The organism is Duganella aquatilis (assembly GCF_009674565.1).
GTDB classification, from domain to species: domain Bacteria; phylum Pseudomonadota; class Gammaproteobacteria; order Burkholderiales; family Burkholderiaceae_D; genus Rugamonas; species Rugamonas aquatilis.
In genome coordinates this window covers 69,755-88,377 of record NZ_WKJL01000020.1, presented here as the reverse complement: position 1 = coordinate 88,377, position 18,623 = coordinate 69,755, and the positions used below count along the sequence as shown (strand labels likewise).

Annotated in this window: 15 protein-coding genes and 1 tRNA gene; 4 read left to right on the top strand and 12 right to left on the bottom strand. The window is 65.1% G+C overall.

The genetic code is table 11. The features are described from left to right. Nucleotides 1–4: 4 nt before the first annotated feature. Entirely contained in the window at nucleotides 5–1,225 is a 1,221-nt protein-coding gene (locus tag GJ698_RS22735; RefSeq protein WP_154360142.1) for an FAD-dependent monooxygenase, read from the bottom strand. A gap of 77 nt (nucleotides 1,226–1,302) precedes the next feature. On the opposite strand from GJ698_RS22735, the gene GJ698_RS22730 reads away from it, so the two are divergent. Both GJ698_RS22730 and GJ698_RS22725 read left to right on the top strand, forming a co-directional pair. Then, nucleotides 1,303–1,378: transfer RNA gene (locus GJ698_RS22730), tRNA-Phe, on the top strand. A gap of 63 nt (nucleotides 1,379–1,441) precedes the next feature. Continuing rightward, entirely contained in the window at nucleotides 1,442–1,660 is a 219-nt protein-coding gene (locus tag GJ698_RS22725; protein WP_154360141.1) for a hypothetical protein, read from the top strand. A gap of 51 nt (nucleotides 1,661–1,711) precedes the next feature. Here the strand turns inward: GJ698_RS22725 and GJ698_RS22720 are convergent, their stop codons facing one another. From GJ698_RS22720 to GJ698_RS22710, 3 genes are all read right to left on the bottom strand, one after another. Then, on the bottom strand, nucleotides 1,712–2,251 hold the full coding sequence (locus GJ698_RS22720; RefSeq protein ID WP_154360140.1) for an FxDxF family PEP-CTERM protein: 540 nt from the start codon (nucleotides 2,249–2,251) through the stop codon (nucleotides 1,712–1,714). Between the two features lie 40 nt (nucleotides 2,252–2,291). After that, a complete protein-coding gene (locus GJ698_RS22715) occupies nucleotides 2,292–4,172 on the bottom strand; it encodes a S53 family peptidase (protein ID WP_154360139.1) in 1,881 nt (626 codons plus the stop codon). Nucleotides 4,173–4,627: 455 nt separating this feature from the next. Then, nucleotides 4,628–7,087 carry a PD40 domain-containing protein gene (locus GJ698_RS22710; protein ID WP_166454932.1) on the bottom strand — a complete coding sequence of 820 codons (2,460 nt, stop codon included), beginning with the start codon at nucleotides 7,085–7,087 and terminating at the stop codon, nucleotides 4,628–4,630. Nucleotides 7,088–7,496: 409 nt separating this feature from the next. On the opposite strand from GJ698_RS22710, the gene trhP reads away from it, so the two are divergent. Then, the gene (gene trhP / locus GJ698_RS22705) at nucleotides 7,497–8,852 is read left to right on the top strand and encodes a prephenate-dependent tRNA uridine(34) hydroxylase TrhP (RefSeq protein ID WP_154360137.1); all 1,356 of its coding nucleotides are present in this window, start codon (nucleotides 7,497–7,499) and stop codon (nucleotides 8,850–8,852) included. Between the two features lie 15 nt (nucleotides 8,853–8,867). Here trhP and GJ698_RS22700 read toward each other — a convergent pair whose 3' ends face one another. Beyond that, entirely contained in the window at nucleotides 8,868–9,140 is a 273-nt protein-coding gene (locus GJ698_RS22700; protein ID WP_154360136.1) for a DUF2164 domain-containing protein, read from the bottom strand. Nucleotides 9,141–9,226: 86 nt separating this feature from the next. Here GJ698_RS22700 and GJ698_RS22695 point away from each other — a divergent pair, with 86 nt between their 5' ends. Continuing rightward, on the top strand, nucleotides 9,227–10,090 hold the full coding sequence (locus GJ698_RS22695; RefSeq protein WP_229260127.1) for a CAP domain-containing protein: 864 nt from the start codon (nucleotides 9,227–9,229) through the stop codon (nucleotides 10,088–10,090). A gap of 4 nt (nucleotides 10,091–10,094) precedes the next feature. Here the strand turns inward: GJ698_RS22695 and GJ698_RS22690 are convergent, their stop codons facing one another. The 7 genes from GJ698_RS22690 to GJ698_RS22660 form a co-directional block, all read right to left on the bottom strand. Then, on the bottom strand, nucleotides 10,095–10,631 hold the full coding sequence (locus GJ698_RS22690; protein ID WP_154360134.1) for a DUF2058 domain-containing protein: 537 nt from the start codon (nucleotides 10,629–10,631) through the stop codon (nucleotides 10,095–10,097). Nucleotides 10,632–10,672: 41 nt separating this feature from the next. Beyond that, nucleotides 10,673–12,097, bottom strand: coding sequence for an efflux transporter outer membrane subunit (locus tag GJ698_RS22685; RefSeq protein WP_154360133.1), 1,425 nt, complete (start codon nucleotides 12,095–12,097; stop codon nucleotides 10,673–10,675). A 13-nt stretch (nucleotides 12,098–12,110) separates the two neighbouring features. Next, the gene (locus GJ698_RS22680) at nucleotides 12,111–12,986 is read right to left on the bottom strand and encodes an efflux RND transporter periplasmic adaptor subunit (protein ID WP_154360132.1); all 876 of its coding nucleotides are present in this window, start codon (nucleotides 12,984–12,986) and stop codon (nucleotides 12,111–12,113) included. Nucleotides 12,987–12,988: 2 nt separating this feature from the next. Next, nucleotides 12,989–13,195 carry a DUF1656 domain-containing protein gene (locus tag GJ698_RS22675; protein WP_166455295.1) on the bottom strand — a complete coding sequence of 69 codons (207 nt, stop codon included), beginning with the start codon at nucleotides 13,193–13,195 and terminating at the stop codon, nucleotides 12,989–12,991. Then, nucleotides 13,192–15,249 (bottom strand): FUSC family protein, encoded by a 2,058-nt coding sequence (locus GJ698_RS22670; protein ID WP_154360131.1) that lies wholly within the window; start codon nucleotides 15,247–15,249, stop codon nucleotides 13,192–13,194. Before GJ698_RS22670 ends, GJ698_RS22675 begins: the two co-directional genes overlap by 4 nt. Nucleotides 15,250–15,262: 13 nt before the next feature. Beyond that, nucleotides 15,263–15,712 (bottom strand): MarR family winged helix-turn-helix transcriptional regulator, encoded by a 450-nt coding sequence (locus GJ698_RS22665; protein ID WP_166454931.1) that lies wholly within the window; start codon nucleotides 15,710–15,712, stop codon nucleotides 15,263–15,265. A gap of 114 nt (nucleotides 15,713–15,826) precedes the next feature. Beyond that, entirely contained in the window at nucleotides 15,827–18,601 is a 2,775-nt protein-coding gene (locus GJ698_RS22660) for a M16 family metallopeptidase (RefSeq protein WP_208023870.1), read from the bottom strand. Nucleotides 18,602–18,623 lie beyond the last annotated feature (22 nt).

Genomic DNA, 18,623 nt, shown 5'->3' with positions numbered 1-18,623 from the left:
CTGCTCACTTGCCCATGGCGTGTGAGATCAGCCGGCGCTTCAGCACAGGTAATTTATCCAACAAGTTTAATCCGAAATTACGAACCACGCGCAAGGGCTCGATGTCGGTTTCAAATAAACGCGCCAGGCCATCGGTGGTGACTTGCATTAACAGCACGTCTTCCTTGCGCGCGCGCTCGTAGCGGGCCAGCACGCGCTGGTCGCCGATGCCGCGCTGCGGCTCGCGCTCCGACAGGGTCTTGATCAGCTGCGCGACGTCGCCGAAGCCGAGGTTCATGCCATGGCCGGCCAGCGGATGCACCACGTGGGCGGCGTCGCCGATCAGCGCCACGCGCGCCGACGTCATCGCGTGCGGACGAATCAGGCGCAGCGGGAAGTCGCGCACCAGCTCCGGTTGCAGCGGCGTCAGGGCGCCCAGCTTTTCCTGCGCGAAGACGGCCAGGCGTTCGGCGATCTGCTGCGCCGACTCGGTGCGCAGCGTGTCGGCCAGCTGCTCCGGCGCCGACCACACCAGCGATACCTGGTTCCCCGGCAGCGGCAGCAAGGCGACGATGCCTTCAGCGCCGGTGAACCATTGGTAGGCGGCGCCGTGGTGCGGCAGCGCACAGGCGAAGTTGGAGACCACGGCGCGCTGGTTATAGCTGCGGTAATCGAGGCCGATGTCGCACTGGCCGCGCACCCAGGACTGGGCGCCGTCGGCGCCGACCACCAGCGCGGCGCGGATGCTGTTGCCGTCGTCCAGGTGCACGGTGGCGTGGCTGTCGTCGCGCAGCAGGCCGGTGGCGCGGCCGGTGACCAGCTTGACGTTCTGGGCGAAGCGCAGCGCCGCGTCCAGCGCCTGGTTCAGGTTGCGGTCTTCCAGGATCCAGGTCAGCGTATTGGTGTGGGCGCCGTAGGCGTCGAAGGCCAGGCCGCCCGCGTGCGGGCCGTCGCCGTGGATGATCATCGCATCGACCGGCGCCACGCGGGCGTGGTCCAGCGCGTCCCACACCTTCAGCGACGACAGCAGATGGTGGGCGGTGTGATTGAGCGCGTAGACGCGCGCGTCCCACCCCTGGTCGGCGGCCGCCGGCGCCGGTGCCGGCATCGGCGGCCCCAGCAGCGTCACACTCAGGCCGGCCTGGGCCAGGCCCAGCGCGGCGGTCTTGGCAATCGCGCCATTGCCAACTATGCAAATCTCGCTGTCGATCACGCGCAGCGCTGCGGGAGAGGTGGGCTTATTCATCCGGCCATTATAGCGTTTGTCGGAAATGGAAATTGGCCCTTGCGCTTTTCCGGCGGGATGCTATAATTCTGCTCCTTGGCCTGGTAGCTCAGTTGGTAGAGCAGAGGATTGAAAATCCTTGTGTCGGTGGTTCGATTCCGCCCCGGGCCACCAAGATCCCATAAAAAAGCCAATCCTCGCGATTGGCTTTTTTGTTTGTGGCGTATGGAGACTGCCATGTTTTCTTCTGTCGCACCACGCTTGCTGGTCCTGTTTTGCCTGAGCGCCTGCGCGCCCAAGGTGCAGGCGCCGACGCCGCCCTCACCTCCCGCCACGCCCGCAGCCGGCGCCGCCTGTGCATCATCGGCTCCGACGCCGGCCGCCACCAGCAAGCTGCGGCACATCCCCGACGAAAACGATCCCTGCGCCAACTCGCGCGGCCTGCCGCCGCGCTGAAATAAAAAAAGGCCGCGATGATATCGCGGCCTTTTGCCATGCGTGAAAGACTCAGGCGCGGCGACGGCGTTGTGCGATGCCGGCCACCAGCGCCAGGCCGGCCAACAGCATCAGCACGGTCGCCGGCTCCGGCACCGCCGCCAGCGGCGAACCGAAGATCTGGCCGGCGTAGGCGCCGCCGTTCACCAGGTAGGTGCCGGCGACGTACAGGCCGTACACACCGCTATCGAGCTGGAACGGGGCGCCGACGGCGGAAGCAGAGCTGGTGGCATCGAACTCATACAGCGACGTGCCATCGCTGTAGGAAAACACAACGAAGCCGCCTTTGAGGAAACTGACGCCGGACGAACTGCCTTGCAGCAAACCGGTCAGCGACACCGAGATATTTTGCGCATCCGGCACGTTGAACAGGTAGTAATCCTCGAACGTCGTACCGGCGACGTGCGCAGTATCGCTCACGCCAAGAAAAGTCCAGGTGTTGGTAAACACGTTGGGCGACCCGAGGTCTTTCGGCACATAGTTATCCGCGTGGGCGGCGGCGCCAAACATGACCAGGGCGACGGTAACGATCAATTGCTTAAATAAATTCATTTTTTGCGATCCGTATCAAGAAGTTCAGGGAAGGTGCGGCTTATTTCACGCCCAGCGCTTTGGCCAGTGCGTTGACGTCCAACGAACCGAGGCCGGTGGCCGGGTTATAGGTGGCGGTCGACGAGTAGTACTGGTTGGTGCCGGCGGTGATCGGCTTGAACGGCGAGCCGGCGCCATAGCCGTAGGTTTTGAAGGCGCCATACAGCTGCGGGTTGATCGGGCCGATGCGGCCGTTCAGGCCGGCGCTGATCAAGGTCAGGATGCCGTTCAGCTGCGGCGCCACGAAGCTGGTGCCGCCCGAGCCGGTCGACCAGGCGCCGCCGAAGTAGACGGCGTAGCCGCTGTAAGGGTCGGCGTTCAACGACACGTCGGGCAGGTTGCGGCCGGCGATATTGGCCGGTACATCCAGGTAGTCGCCATAACCGCTGCCATTGTCGAACACGGCGTTTTCGCAGATCAGCGATTGCGCTGCGGCGGTCTTCTGCACACCCGCCAGGTTTTTCTGGAAGGTCGGCACGCTGTACAGGGCGCTGACGCCGCCACCGCCGCCCACGGCCAGATAATCGGAGTAATACAGGTCCGTGCCGTAGTTGGTGACGATGTAGTTCTTCAGGTAATCCCAACCCCAGGCGCGCTCGGTCGGCACCGTCACGTTGCCGAATTTGTGCGGCGCCGTGTTCGGCAGCGTGGTGCCGCCGGCCGCCAGCACCAGCGGATCGGCCGCCGGGAAGTCGACGCCCAGCAGCGTGCTGCAGTGCGGGTAAGGCAGGCCGCGGTTGATGTCGAACGCGCCGGCGTCGCCGGACGCCGCGATCACCGGAATGCCCTGAGCCGCCGCCTGCAGGAACACGGCGTGGAAGGCGGCCAGGGTGGCGTCGTCGGAATAGACTTCCGGACTGCCCCAGCTGACCGACAGCACGTCGACCAGATTCTCGTCGATCGCCTGTGTGAACACATCGATGAAGCCGGCGTCGGTGTTCGGCGCCAGGTACACGCGCAACTTCGCGCCCGGCGCCACGCCGCCCGACTGCTGCACGTCCAGCGTGGTTTCGCCGGCGCCGTCGGAGCCCGGACCGTCATCCGGCAGCGGACCGCCGTCCACCGCCACGTCGACGATACGGTTAGCGCTGATCGGCAGGCCAAGCTGCTGCCAGTAAGTGTAGGCGTCCGACTGCGCATAGCCGGCCAGCGTGGCGATGCCGATCGTCTTGCCGGCGCCGGTGACACCGCGCGCATACAGCGGATTGATGTTGTACTTGGCCGCCAGGTCCACGGTGGTGTATTGGCCAGGCGCGCCGCCGATCGCGCCGGCCACCTTGGTGCTGACATCGCCGGCCAGCGCGCCGGTGCGCGGAATCGCCGTCGAGCGCTTGTTGAACACCGAGCGGGTGCTGATGCCGTTGACCGACTTCACCACCGATGCCAGCGCGGCGGGTATCGCCGGCGCGGCGGCCGGCGCCTGGAAGCGCTTGCCCAGCAGCGAGTAGTTATGCACGCTGACGCCGAAGGCTGCGGCGATTTGCGCATTGGTGCCGCTCGCACTGATGTTCAGGTTGTTGGCGAACACCTTGTTGACGGTGAAGCCCTTGGATTTCAGGTAGCTGACCACCGCCGCCACCGATTCCGGCGTCTGGCCATACGTCGCGGCAAACTGCTGCGGCGTGATGAATTTGCGGAAATTCGGACTCGCCGGATCGGCCAGGCCCGCGATAAAGGCATCCAGCTGGTCGGCGTTGCGCAGGGCCAGCGACAGCGAGATGGTCTTCACATCATTCGATGCGGCGACGCCGAGATCGACAATCCGCGGGTCGGGCGCAACGCGTGGTTTGGCCAGCGGCGCGGCAACCGGCAGCGTAATCGCCTGCACGCCCCCGGTAATTGCCCCCAATGCGACACACAACAGCAAAAGCTTGGTCTTCATGTGATCCCTTCAGGCTGACGTAAATGTTAATTAATGTGGTGTTTTATGAAATTCCAGTCTAGCACCGCATTGTTGAAATTTATACATATTTTCCTGAGCTTCGATAGACGAAAAATTCTCTAAATTACTGAAAATAAACTGTTTTTACCTGAATGAAATTCATGCTGATCAGCTCGCCAGAGGAGAATAGCGATATTGAAGCGTATCGGGAGCGTCTATTAAAATGTTAAATTACGTGACGTTTGATGTCATATTACTGAAACAAAGTCGAAACAAATGTTGTATTCAAGCCAATGGCTGCAGCGCGTCCAGCCCCATCGGTTTTTTTTGAATTGAATCTGGTCATAAAAAAACCCCGAAAGTTGGTATTCAACTTTCGGGGTTCAGTCACTTCAGGTGGTGTTTTTTCGTTCAGTTGGCGGCGGCGATCACCTCGGCGCACACACCGCCCGGGCCTAGCGCGAAGCCGGCAACACCAGTCGGCGCATGGCGGCCGCTTGGCGGCCGACCAGCACCGCCGGAATCGGCGCCACGATCAAGCGCGCATCGCCCAGGAAGAACAAGGTCTTGCCATCGGGACTAATCGTTCCCAGAGCGCGCGTATCGCACTCGTAGCTGCTGACAGCGCAGGTCGGGTAATCCGCCAACTCAAAGTAACCCAGCAGCGGCAAGTCGGTACTGGTCACCATGCGCGTGCTGCTGTCAAACACATACACGCGCGGCTTGCTGGTGCTTCCCACGTAGAGGCCATTGCTGTCGTACGCCATCACATACAAGCGCTTGCCATCTGGCGAAAACACCGGCGTGCGGCCGAAGTACGTGCTATCCGGGATCGCCACCTTGCCGATGACATTGAAATCGTGGTCCCACACCTTGTAAGTGCCTTCCGCAAAGCGCTCGCCGCGCAGGCTTTGCGCGCTCTCGAACCAATGGCCCAGACCGCTAGGCGCCGGTTTCGCCACCTGGTCGCGGCCATCCAGCGACACGATGGGCGGCAGCGGCGTGTAGCTGGCCGACTGCACGATATTGATGTGCGATCCGTCGCCGGACACCGACGCCCAGCCAAAGACATAGGCGCCGCCGATATTGCCGAAACTCCGGCTGACCAGGTCGAAATACGGCATGTAGCCTCCATCGTCCTGCACGCCGGAGGCGCCGGAGAACAGCACTTTGCCGTCATTGCGCACCGCCATGCGGGGCAGGCTGTTCAGTGTTTCGCCGTACACGCCACCCGCTTTGAAGCTGCCTTGTTCGGTCAGTGTGGCCGGATCGAACAGCTTGATCTGGCCGCTGGTGACCGTCACGATCAGGCTCTTGCCATCCGGCGAGATCGCCACCTCGTCGACACTGGAGACCGGCGCGCTGCTGACATTCCAGTTGTTGCCGCTCTTGCTGAAGCGCATCAGCGAACCCAACGTCTTATTCACGGTAAACAGCGCCTGCCGCTCGGGGTCGAATACCAGGCCGCCCTTGTTGCCTTGCGCCGCCACTGCGGCATAGGTGAAGGCAGGCTGCGACACCGTCTTCAGCGTTACGCTGCCAGAACTGGCGCCCAGGGTGTTGGACAATGCCACCGTGGCATCGCCCTGCGCCGCCGGCAGGCTCAGTTCAAACTGGGTATCGTTGACGCGCACAATTTGGGCCGGCGTGGCGCCCTTTACCTGCAGCACCTGATTCAGATTGGTAATCGCATCGAAACCGCGGCCACGCACGATGTAATTACCGGCCTCGCCAGACAAGCGGGTATGCGGGCTAATGTAGCTGAGCTCCGGCAGCCGCTTGTCCAGCGTGACAGTAAACTTGGTGCCAGCGGTTTTGCCGCTGGCCAGGCTCAAGGTAATGTCAGCCGTGTAGGTGTGGAAATTGGCCAGCTTCAGCATTTGCGCGACATTCACCGATACGCCCAGCTTATCGGTCCGTAACGAACCGCTGCTGCGCGACAGCTGCAGCCAGGTGGCATTGCTGCTGGCCTGCCAGCCTTGCACCGGCAGATTCGGCACGTCGATGCTGATCTGTCCGCCCATGGTGGAGGTCGTACTCGCCGCATCGACCGTCAGGGTCGAGGTGCCGGTAACACTCCAGTCCGCCGCCAGCACATTCAGGGTGACCGGCACCGATACCGGCGCCAGCTCCGTGCCGCCGCTTAACACCAGGTCGGCCCGATAGGCGCCGGGACGCAAATTGGCCGCCGAAGCGACCACGCTGACAGCGCCGCCGGCGCCCGGCGTCACCACCAGCCAGCCGGCGTCGCCAGTACGGTATTGCACACTGGTGCTCAGCCCCTGGGCCCAGTTCGGCAGCGTCACCTTAAGTTGCTGGCCGCTGCTGGCATAGCCGGTCGGCGCCGAAAAGTCCAGACTGGCGCGGTCAGGAGTGATGCTGCTGACCGAGGAGGGATCGGCGGTAACACGATAGGTCACCGGCACGGTCACCGTGCGGCTCCCCGCACTGACCGTCACCAGCCCATTGTAAAGACCTGGCCCCTTGGCCCCGGCGATAATCGTCATGCCGCTGGATGTGATGTTCGCGACCTGCAGCCAGGCGGCGCTGGTCGCAGCGGAGAAACTGCTCACGCCGCCCGGCAACTGCACCGCCACCGGCACGGAGGCCGAAGCGCCGGTCAGCGAGCTCAAGTCGACACTGCCCGGCGTTACCTTCAGGCCCTTGCCGACGCTGACGGTATAGGCTACGTTGACCGGCGAGCCCTTGAAGTGCTCGCTGCATTGCCGGTCGGCGCACATCGACAGCTTCAACGTGCCGGTGTATTCACCGGCCGCCAACTGCATTTTGGGATAAACAAAGAACTGCGCTTGCGTACCGCTGATGCGGGCTTCCACGTGGTCGATGGCCGTGCCCATATCCTCGCCGCCGAAATAGGCTGTCGTCGGCACATTGTTGCCGCTGCCCGTGCCCATAATGAACTGCGACGGGATCACGCTGCCTTCATCACCGGAAAACCGCAGCTGGGTACGATCAATGCTAACTGAAAACCCCGGCGCTGGATCCGGGCCCGAACCACTGCCCCCAGACGCTCCCGAGCCCCCACCACCGCACGCGACCAGCAGGGACGACAGCCCGATCACCGCCAAATAGCGCATTGGATTGATTTTATAAACTAACAATATATTCCCTTTGGAAATTCTCAAAAAAGCAATTTTATCCCAAGATTGTAAATCTATGTAAAGATGCATGAGACCAGTATCATGCATTGCATGCTGGTAGCCAGCGAGCCTTCCGCTCCGGCCCTGAGTCGGCAATTTTTTGATCTGGCGCAAAGAATCGGCTGGACTGGATCACTAGAATCCACCACTTTGCCCGCCTTCCATGCTCAAAGCCCCCGAACTCCTCCTGCCCGCCGGCTCCCTCGACAAGATGCACGCCGCCTTCGACTTTGGCGCCGACGCCGTCTACGCCGGCCAGCCGCGCTACAGCCTGCGCGTGCGCAACAACGACTTTTCCACGCTGCAGGCGCTGCAGGAAGGGATCGACGGCGCCCATGCGCGCGGCAAACAGTTTTTCGTCGCCAGCAATATCTTTGCCCACAACGCCAAGCTCAAGACCTATCTGCGCGACATGGAACCGGTGATCGCCATGAAGCCCGATGCGCTGATCATGGCCGATCCCGGCCTGATCATGATGGTGCGCGACAAGTGGCCGGAGGTGCCGGTGCACCTGTCGGTGCAGGCCAACGCCGTCAACTGGGCCGACGTCAAGTTCTGGCACCGCATGGGCCTGACCCGCGTGATCCTGTCGCGCGAATTGTCGCTCGATGAAATCGAGGAGATCCGCCAGCAGTGCCCGGAAATGGAGCTGGAGGTGTTCGTGCACGGCGCGCTGTGCATCGCCTACTCCGGCCGCTGCCTGCTGTCCGGCTACTTCAATCACCGCGACCCGAACCAGGGCACGTGCACCAACTCCTGCCGCTGGGACTACAAGGTGCAGCCCGCGCAGGAAGACGCCACCGGCGATTTCGCCCAGGTGATTCCGCTGCAGTTCCAGAAAGCGCTGCAGGAAGCCGAGCAGCGTCCGTTCTCGTCGCTGCACCAGCAGCCGCGCCATCCGCTGGCCGCCCGGGCGTACCTGATCGAGGAAGCCGAACGTCCGGGCCAGCTGATGCCGATCATGGAAGATGAACACGGCACCTACATCATGAACTCCAAGGACTTGCGCGCGGTGGAGCACATCGAGCGCCTGGTCAGGATCGGCGTCGATTCATTGAAGGTGGAAGGCCGCACCAAATCGCTGTACTACGCGGCGCGCACGGCGCAGGTGTACCGTCAGGCGATCGACGACGCGGTGGCCGGCCGCCCGTTCAACATCGACCTGCTCGGCCAGTTGCAAGGCCTGGCCAACCGCGGCTACACCGACGGCTTCTACCAGCGCCACCATACGCAGAGCTACCAGAACTACATGCGCGGCGCTTCGGAAGCGAACCGCAGCCAGTACGTCGGCGATGTGTTGAGCGTGGCGGATGGCTGGGCGCGCGTGGACGTGAAGAACCGCTTCGCCGTTGGCGACAGGCTGGAAGTGATTCATCCCGGCGGCAACCGCGACGTCGCGCTAACGCGCATGCTGTCCGACGACGGCGCCGACATCCGCGTGGCGCCAGGCAGCGGCCATATCGTGCGCATCGCGCTGGACGCGTCGCTGGACCGCGCCCTGCTGGCGCGCTACCTGTAACCGATCAATGCTGGATCAGCGGCGGCGCGGCGACTGGTCGCATTTGCGCCAGTACTGGAATTCTTCTTCGTGCACTTCGAATTCCAGGTCCGCCACGCGGATCTGCAGGCGTTCCTGCACGTCGGCCACGGCCTTGTTGTAGATGACCGGGCCGATCTCCTCCAGCACAAAGCCCAGCAGGCCGCCAGCGGCGATGTTGCCGATCTTGTCGTCCATGTTCTCTTCGAAGTAGCGCTGGATCGACAACACCAGTTCGTCGCGCACTTCCTTTTTTAACTCTATCGCCATCTGTCGCTCCCGAAAGACATCAGCCATTGTAGCCTGCGCGCGGCTGTGACATCATGGACGGTCACGCCTATTCATCGGGAGCCGTCTTGTCCAAACTGCCATTGTTGATCGCCTGTCTGTTCAGCGCCGGCGCCGCGCCGGCCGCGCCGCAGGCGGACGCCGATCAGTTGACGGCGATGATCAACGCCTACCGCGCCGCGCCCGGCCTGTGCCAGGGTGCGCAGCCGGAACCGGCGCCGGCGTTGACGCCGCAGCCGCTGCTGGCCGCCGTGCGCCTCGCTCCCGGCGTGATCCTGTCGGCCGCGCTGGACCGCGCCGGCTATGCCAACAGCAAGGCGGACGCCATCTCGGTCGGCGGCGCCGCCAGCCCGCAGGACGCCATGGCCGCGATGCGCCAGCCCTACTGCCGCGCGCTGCTCAACGCCAGCTACACCGACATCGGCGTCGCGCACAACGGCAACGACTGGACCGTGGTGCTGGCGCACGCGGCCCCGCCGCTGCCGTCCGCCACCTATCCGGACTGGCGCGACGCCGGCATGATTATTCTGGAGGGAGTGAATGCGGCACGCGCCAGCGGGCGCACCTGCGGCGAGCAGTCGTTTCCGCCAGCGCCGCCGGTCAGCTGGAATCCGCAACTGGGCGCGACCGCGCTGGGCCACAGCAGCGACATGGCGCTCAGGCGCTACTTCAACCACACCGGCAAGGACGGCAGCAACGTCGGCGACCGTGCGCTCGGCATGGGCTACAACTGGAGCCGCATCGGCGAGAACATCGCCTTCGGCGCCTACACGCCGCAGGAGGCGGTGGCCGGCTGGCTGGCCAGCCCTGGGCACTGCGTCAACATCATGAATCCGGATTTCACCGAAATGGGCGCGGCCTACGCCGTCACGCCCGACCAGCGCGACGGCCTGACCTACTGGACGCAGGTCTTCGGCAAACCGCGCCGCTAAACGCTTACCACATCAGATCGTCGGGGATCTTGAAGGCGGCGTATGGATCGTCCTCTTCGACTTCGGTGGTGGCCTGCTTGACGCGCACCACGATGTCCGGATTGCGCTCGGCGATCTTGTCGGCGATCACGCGCGGCACCAGCTCGTAGCTGCCGCCCTCGCCCACGATCACCAGCCGGCCCGCCACCAGGTGCTCGCGCACCGCCGGCGTCACGTAGATACGCTCGATCCTGGTGCCGAAGGTGAAGTTGTAGGCGATGTCGCCGTTGTGGCCCTTGCTCTGCTTATTCTGCTGCACCATCTGCGTGATCTGCGCGGCGATGGCTTTCTGCTGCGCGGCGGCGTCGCGCTGGGCGTTGGCCAGGCGCGCCTTCTCGGCGTTCTGGCGCTGCAGCTCCTGCGCCGCCAGACGCGCCTCGTCCACGGTCTCGGTGCCGCTGCGGCGATTCTCTTTCTGCTGCTTGCTCTTGTTCTGATTGGTGACTTTGACTTTATTCTTGTCGACCAAGCCGGCTTTTAATAACTGATCCGCCAGTCCCATGATGCTAACTCCTTATGAACGAAGGCGATAGCATACCATTCTTACTGCGGTTCCCAGCCGCCGCCCAGCGCCAGGAACAGCGCGATCTGGTCGGTCGACAGCGCGGCGTCGGAGGCGGCCCAGGCGGCGTCGGTGGCGGCCAGCGTGCGGTCGGCGTCCAGCACCGACAGGAAATCGGTGCGCCCGTACTGGTACAGGCGGTGCGACTGCTCGGATGCCAGCGCGCTCTCGTCGCGCGCGGTCTTCAACGCGGCGTTGCGGTCCAGCTCACGCGCGTAGACTGTCATCGCGGTTTCCACTTCCTTCAGCGCGTTCAGCACCGTGCCGTCGAACCTGGCCAGCGCGCCGTCGGTGCCGGCTTCCGCCTGCGCGATGCGGCTGCGGGCGGAGCCGGTGTCCGGCAGCGTCCACGAAATCAGCGGGCCGAGACTCCAGCGCGAGGCGTTGGCGGCGCCGAAGTGGTCCAGCAGGCCGGTGCTGCCGACCGATGCGCCCAGGCTGATGCTCGGGTACAGGTCCGCCGTCGCCACGCCGATGCGCGCGGTGGCGCCGGCCAGAGTGCGCTCGGCCTGGCGAATGTCCGGACGGCGGCGCAGCAGCGCGGCGCCATCGCCCACCGGAATCTGCTGCGTGATGCGCGGCGCGGCCTGGCACTGCAGCAGGTTCATATTCATCTCTTTCGGCGTCAGGCCGGTCAGCGCGGCCAGGCGATAGTGCGCGGTGCGGTGCTGCGCCTGCAACGGCGGCAAGGCAGCCTGCATCTGCGCCAGCTGGCTGCGGGCACGGGCGCCGTCGATGCTGGTGCCGCGGCCGGCGCGGATGCGTTCATCCGTCAGCGCGACGAACTTCTGCTGCAACGCCACCGCCTGCTGGGCGACGGCGATCTGGCGCACCGCCGAACAGGCGTCGGCGTAGGCGCGCGCGGTGTCGGCCGCCACCGTCACGCGCACCAGATCCAGCCCGGCCTGCGCGGCCTGGGTGTCGGCGTTGGCCGCTTCCACGGCGCGGGCGATCTTGCCGAACATGTCGGTCTGGTAGGAGACGCGCACGCCGACGTCGTAGTTGAATTTGTCCGGCAGCGCCTTCGGCGAACCGATCGGCACGCCCGACGAACGGCCCACGCCCGGCGCGGCGCTGACGCTCACTTCCGGCTTGCGTTCTTCTTCCGCCTGATCCAGCACGGCGCGGGTGCGCGCCAGGTTGGCGGCGGCCACGCGCAGGTCGGTGTTGGCGGCAAACGCCTGCTGGATCAACTTGTCCAGCACCGGATCGTCGTACAGCCGCCACCAGTGCGCCGGCAGCGGCGCCGATTTATAGGCTGCTTCCTCGGCGCCGAGGAAAGGCGCCGCCGCTTCCGGGCGCTTGACCACGGCCTGCTCCGGCACTTTGTAATTGGGGCCGACGGTGCTGCACGCGGCCAGCGCGGCGGCCAGGGTCACGCCACTCAGGATTTTCAGGGAGTTCATCGCATCCTCCGCATCACGATTTCTTGGTGACGTCGACCGTCACGGTCTGGCCGGCGACCAGGCGCGCGCCAGCCGGCAAGGCGTCCAGCTTGATGCGCACCGGAATGCGCTGGGCCAGGCGCACCCAGTTGAAGGTCGGGTTGACGCTGGAGAGCAGATTGGCCGACGTGCTTCGGTCGCGGTCCGCCACGCCGCCGGACAGGCTTTCCACGTGGCCCTTGAGACGCAGCGATTCGCCCATCGGCAGCACCACCACCGCGTCGCCGACCTGGATCGCCGGCAGCTTGGTCTCCTCGAAATAGCCTTCGACATAGTAGGAATCGCTGTCGATCACCGCCAGCACGGCGCGGCCGGCACTGACGTAGGAGCCGCTGCGCAGGTCCAGGTTGGAGATGGTGCCGTTCACCGGCGACAGCACGCGGGTGCGTTCCAGATTCAGCTTGGCCACGTCACGGGCCACCACCGCCTGCGCCAGCGCGGCGCGCAGCTGGTCGACGCGCGACGAACCCTGCTCGCGGGTCTCGGCCGACACCAGGTCGCGCAGGTCGTTGTTGCGGCGCGATTCCTTCAGCGCCTGGTCCAGCGTGGCGCGCTGCGCCTGCTCGGCCGCCTCGGCCTGGCGCAAGGCCAGTTCGAAACGCGCGCGGTCCACTTCAAACAGCACATCGCCGACTTTCACCTGCTGGTTGTCGTGCACCAGCACATTGGTGACCTGGCCGGTGACATCCGGCGCCACCTGCACCACGTCCGCCTTCACGCGGCCGTCGCGGGTCCACGGTTCCACTTCGTAGTGCTGCCACAGACGCCATCCCAGCACGCAGGCGATGGCCACCGCGATCATGGTGACGATAAACCGGCCCAGGGCCAGCACGATATTTTTGAGGTTCATGTTTAGCCCCGGTTCATTAATAGTGTGGAGAAGCTGCCCAGGAAAATAAAGAACAGCGCAAATTCGAACAGCGCGGGATGCCATACCAGGCGGTAGAAGCCGACGCGCATCAGCAGCTTGCCCAGCACGCGCGTGCAGATCAGCGCGAGGATGGACAGCAGCAGCAAGGTGGGTACGTATAGTCCGTACAGACTCAGTTCAGCGATCACGATGCAATCTCCGGTTGATAGGCGGCGGCGCGCGGGAACAGGTCGCGCCGCATGCTGGCCAGCGCGGCGGCGGCTTGTGGGCGCGCCTCGGCAGCGGCGCCTTCGGTGGCCGCGCACACTGCGCGCAGCGTGCCGTCCAGCCGTTCCAGCAGCGCCGCCGGCGCCTGGCCGTGGGCATGGCCGCCGCTGCCGAAATAGCGGCCCAGCTTCTGCATCAGCGGCTGCAGCGTCACGCCGGCCTGCTCCAGCGATTGCTGCAAGCCGCACAGCTGCGCCACGTGCAGGCCGACGCGCAGTTCGCGCAGGCCATCCACCGCCACCGCGCGCGCTTCCGGCGTCGGATGGGCGATGGCCAGGCGCGGCATCAGCAGGCCGATGCGGTCCACCATGCGCGCTGAAATCTTCAGCAGCGGCTCGCGCGCCGTGGCCTGCGCCATCTGCGCCACTTCGCGGCGCGCGGTGCGCAGCATGCGTTGCGCCATCCAGTCGCCGCCCACCGTGCGGATCAGCGTGGTGATGACGGCGGCGGCGATGTAGCCGAACACCTGCGCCACCATGCTGTTCAGGAAGGTCGGAATGTCCAGCGTGCCGGTATCCTGCAAGGACAAGGTGCCGGCCATGCCGATCAGGAAGGCCAGCGCGCTGCCCGCCGTGGCGGGACGCGGCATGAAGGCGCCGCCGATCAGGAATACCGGCGCGATCGACAGCACCAGCATTTCGTAGCTGTGCACCGCCGGCAGCACGCACAGGATGTAGAACGCGCCCACCGGCATCGAGATCAGCGTCCATTTCAGGAACGCCAGGATGGCCGGCGCCGGATCGTCCTGCGTGGCGAAGAAGCAGCACAGCACGCCGGCCATCATCGGCGCGGCGGCGCCGGCCGGCCAGGCAGTCAGGATCCAGAACGCGCAGCACAGCAGGATGGTGATCACCGCCGCCAGCGCCGAGCGCAGGGCCATGCCGTGGTCGCGGTGCAGCACCGATGGTTTCAGGTGCGGCGCATAGGCCGAGGCGCCGCCGCGCGTCACGGCGTCGACGTTGCTGCGCAGTTCCAGGCCGTCTTCGCAGGCTTCGATCAGGGCGTCCAGCCGCTGCGCGAGGTTCAGGCGCAGGATCTCGCTCCAGCTGGCATTGACGGCCAGCGCCGGTTTCAGCTGCGCCAGTTCGGCGCGCAGCTGGGCGGCGCGCGCGGGATCGGCGTCGCGGCCGGCCCGTACCCAGGCAGCGGTGTCGTCCAGCAGCCTGGCCCACGGCGCCAGGCTGGCGGGATCGACTTCGCGCAGCGTGTTCAAACGGTCTTCCACCGCCAGCAGCAGCGGCACCATCACGCTCAGGCGGTCGTGCAGGCCGTGCACCATGCCGGCGGTCCAGCGCAGGTGCGAGGTGTCGAACGGCAGGTGGGTCGACATCACGCGCATTTCGCTGATCTCGCCGGCCAGCGCCAGGCGCGTGTGCACGGCCTGCGCCTTGTCGGCGCCCGGTTGCAGCACGTCGCGCATCCAGCGCTGCGCATCGGCGATGGCGCGGTCCAGGCGCCCCAGCAGCACCGGTCCCACGCCCTGCGGGAACACCAGCGAATGCACCACGGTGGCGGACAGGATGCCGATGGTGATTTCCTCCACCCGCGCCAGGCCGGTGTCGAAGATCGCCGACGGGTCGGTCACGGCGGGGAAGCCGATCAGGCCCGCCGTGTACCCGGCCAGCATGAAGATATAGGAGCGCGGCGTGCGGTCCAGCAGCGACACGTACAGGCACACGCCCACCCAGCACGCCAGCGCCAGCGACAGCAGCTCCGGCGCATTGGCCAGGCGCGGCACCAGGAAGATGGTCATGGTGCTGCCGATCAGCGTGCCGCAGACGCGGAACAGCGCCTTGGAACGCACCGCGCCGGAAAACGGGCTGGCGATGATGTAGGCGGTCATCATGGCCCAGAACGGACGTGGCAGGCCGGCGGCCAGCGAGATGTACAGCGCCAGCATGGAGGCGCCAAAGCACTTGGCCGAGAACAGCATCTCGCTCCCCTTCGGCATGATCGGCATGGTCGGCATTTTCATGGCGTCCGCCTGCTTAACCCGCGTGACGCCCGGCCAGCACCTGGTCAAGCTTGACCAGCACGCGCACACAGGCTTCCACGTCGGCCTGCGGTATCTCCTTGAACAGATCGCGGCGGAACGGCGCCAGCGCCTTCTCCAGGCGGTCGGCGATGCGACGGCCTTCCGCGGTCAGCCACAAGGTCTTGGCGCGGCGGTCGCTCGGGTCGTCCTGGCGCAGCACCAGGCCCGCCGCCACCAGCTGGTCGACGATGCGCACCAGCGACGGCGCCTCGATGCCGGCGGCGTCGGCCACCTGGCCCGGACGGGCGCCGTCGCCCAGGCGCGAAATCATCAGCACCGGCCAGGCGCTGGCGTGCGACAGCTCGAAAGTCGACGCCACCGCGTCGGCCGCAGCCTGGTAGGCGCGCGCCGAGTGGATCAGCGTGTGGGTCAGGGTCATCAGGGTTTTGTCGTAGCCGTTCATTGTGGACTCGCTCGGATATACTTAGGATGCTAAATATTAGCATCAAACGAAAATCCTTGCTGGCGGACGAAAAAAAACCGGCGCAAAGGCCGGTTTTCACGGGGCGGGAGCCGCTTACGGCAGCAGCTTGCCGTCGGCGTCGATCTTGCGCACTTCGCCGATGTTCAGCGAACGCACGCCCGCCTCCACCTTGCTCAAGTCGCCCACCACCAGCCACACCAGGCGTTGCGGCGTGATGGAGCGCGCCGCCAGCGCATTGGCCTGCGCCGGCGTCATCGCCGTCACTTTGGCGGTGTAGGTGTTGTAATAATCTTCCGGCAATTTGTAGCGAATGATATTGCCGTAGAAGCCAGACAGCTGGCCGGCGGTTTCCACCGATCCCGGCAGGCTCAGGGTCTCGTTGGTCTGCGCGTCCGCCAGTTCGGCGGCGGTGATCGGCTTGGCGCCGGCGATGTTGGCGTACTCCTGCACCAGCTCCTGCAAGGATTCCTTGGTCTTGTCGGTCTGCACCGGCGAAGAACTCAGGTACAGGCGCTGCCCCACCGCCGACCACAGGCTGGCGTTGACGCCATACGACCAGTGCTTGTCCTCGCGCAGATTCATATTGATGCGCGAGCTGAAGGTGCCGCCGAAGACGTCGTTCACCACCGACAGTTCCACCTCGTCCGGCGCGTTCGACGGCGGCGCCAGTTGCACGCCGTAGATCACGCTTTGCTGCGCGCCTGGCTTGTCCATCAGGTAGACCAGCGGCTTGGCTTGCGGCGCCACGGTCGCGATGTCCTTCTTCGGCGCCGCGCCGTTGGCCTTCCAGCCGCCGAAGGCTTTTTCCAGCAACGGCGTGATTTCGGCCAGCGTGGTGTCGCCCACCACCAGCAGCGTGGCGTTGTTCGGCTTGAACCAGTTCTGGTGGTAGTTCAGCAGATCGTCGCGCTGCAAGGCGCTGACCGACGCCTCGGCGCCGCTGCCGGTGACCGGCACCGCGTAGGCATGGCCGGCGCCATACACCAGCTGCGGCAGCACGCGCAAACCCATCAACTGCGGATTGGCCTTCTCGCGGGCGATCGCCGCCAGGCGGTCCTTCTTCAGGCGCTCCAGTTCATTCGTTGCGAAGGCCGGATGCTGGATCACGTCCGCATACACCTCCAGCGCTTTCGGCAGCGTCGCCTTCAGCGCATTCAGGTTGACGTTGGCGCTATCGAGGCTGGCGCCGACCGAGAATTCCGCGCCCAGCGCTTCAAACTGTTCGCTGATGGCGGAAGCGCTGCGGCTGGTGGTGCCCTCCTCCAGCATGCGGCCGGTAAGGCTGGCCAGACCCTGCGTTTTCGCCACGTCCGAGGCATAGCCGGCATCGACGATCAGCGAGAAGTTGACCAGCGCCGCCGCATGGCGCTCGGCCAGCACGACTTTCAGCCCGTTCGACAGCGTGGCGGTCTGCATCGGCGGCAGCTTCAGCGTCTCGGCCTTGCCCATGGCCGGCGGCTGGCTGCGGTCCAGCTTCGCGGTGGTGGCCAGGTTGGTCGGATACGGCTGCACGTCGAGCACATAATCACCATCGGTCAGCCAGGCCTGCAAGGCCTGCTTGACCTGCGCCGGGGTGGCGGCCTTGATCGCCTTCAGGTCGTCCTTGTAGCAGTCCGGATTGCCGGTGTAGGTGGCGCAGCCGGCCAGCAGGTCGCTCTTGCCGCCAAAGCCGCCGATGCGTTCGATGGTGCGCGTGGAGCGCGCCAGCATGGTGGTCTTGGCGCGCTCCAGTTCCGCAGCGGTCGGGCCGGATTTGATCAGCGCCTGCAGCTCTTCGTCGCCGGCGCGTTCCATCTTCGCACTATCGACGCCCGGACGCGCGGTCAGCACCATGTAGAACTGGCCGGCGATTTCGGAGGTGGAGTTGAAGGCGCTGGCTTCGGTCGCCAGCTGGTCCTTGTACACCAGGCGCTTGTACAGGCGCGAGGTCTTGCCGCCGCCAAGCACCTGAGCCGCCAGGTCCAGCAGCGGTTCGGTTGGCGTGTGCACGCCCGGCACGTTCCACACGCGGTAGATGCGCGCCTGCGGCACGCGGTCCTGCACCGTGCCGCGGTGGGTGCCGGTGCGCTTGGCGATCCATTCCTGCTGCTTGGCCAGCGGCGGGCCGGCCGGGATATCGCCGTAATACTTCTCGACTTTTTCACGCGCCTGTTCCGGCGTGATGTCGCCGGCCAGCACCAGCGTCACGTTGTTCGGGCCGTAGTTGGTCTTGAACCATTCCTGCACGTCGCTCATCGACGCCGCTTCCAGGTCGGCCATCGAGCCGATCGTGGTCCATGAATACGGATGGCCGACCGGCCAGGTGTTTTCGGCCAGCAGCTGGCGCGTGACGCCGTAAGGACGATTCTCGCCCTGGCGTTTTTCGTTCTGCACCACGCCGCGCTGCAGGTCCAGCTTCTTCTGATCGAGCACGCCGAGCAGGTGGCCCATGCGGTCGCTCTCGGCGAACAGCGCGTAATCGACCATCGAAGTCGGCACGTTCTGGAAGTAGTTGGTGCGGTCGCCGTTGGTGGTGCCATTCAGGTCGGTGGCGCCGATGCGCTCCAGCGCATTGATATAGGTCTGGTTGAAGTTTTCGCTGCCGCTGAACATCAGGTGTTCGAACAGGTGGGCGAAGCCGGTCTTGCCCGGCTTTTCATTCTTGGAACCGACGTGATACCAGGTGTTGATCGCCACCACCGGGGTCTTGTGGTCTTCATGCACCAGCAGCGTCAGGCCGTTCTTCAGCACGAAACGGGTGTAAGGGATATCGGGAATGGCGATATCGTTTTTGACGGCGGGCTTGCTGGTCTCTGCTGCGTGCAGGGCGCCAGCCGACAGCAGCGCGATCGATGCCGCGAGCATGGTGCGGCGGAAGGACATGGTCATGCGGTATCTCCATAAGAAGTGA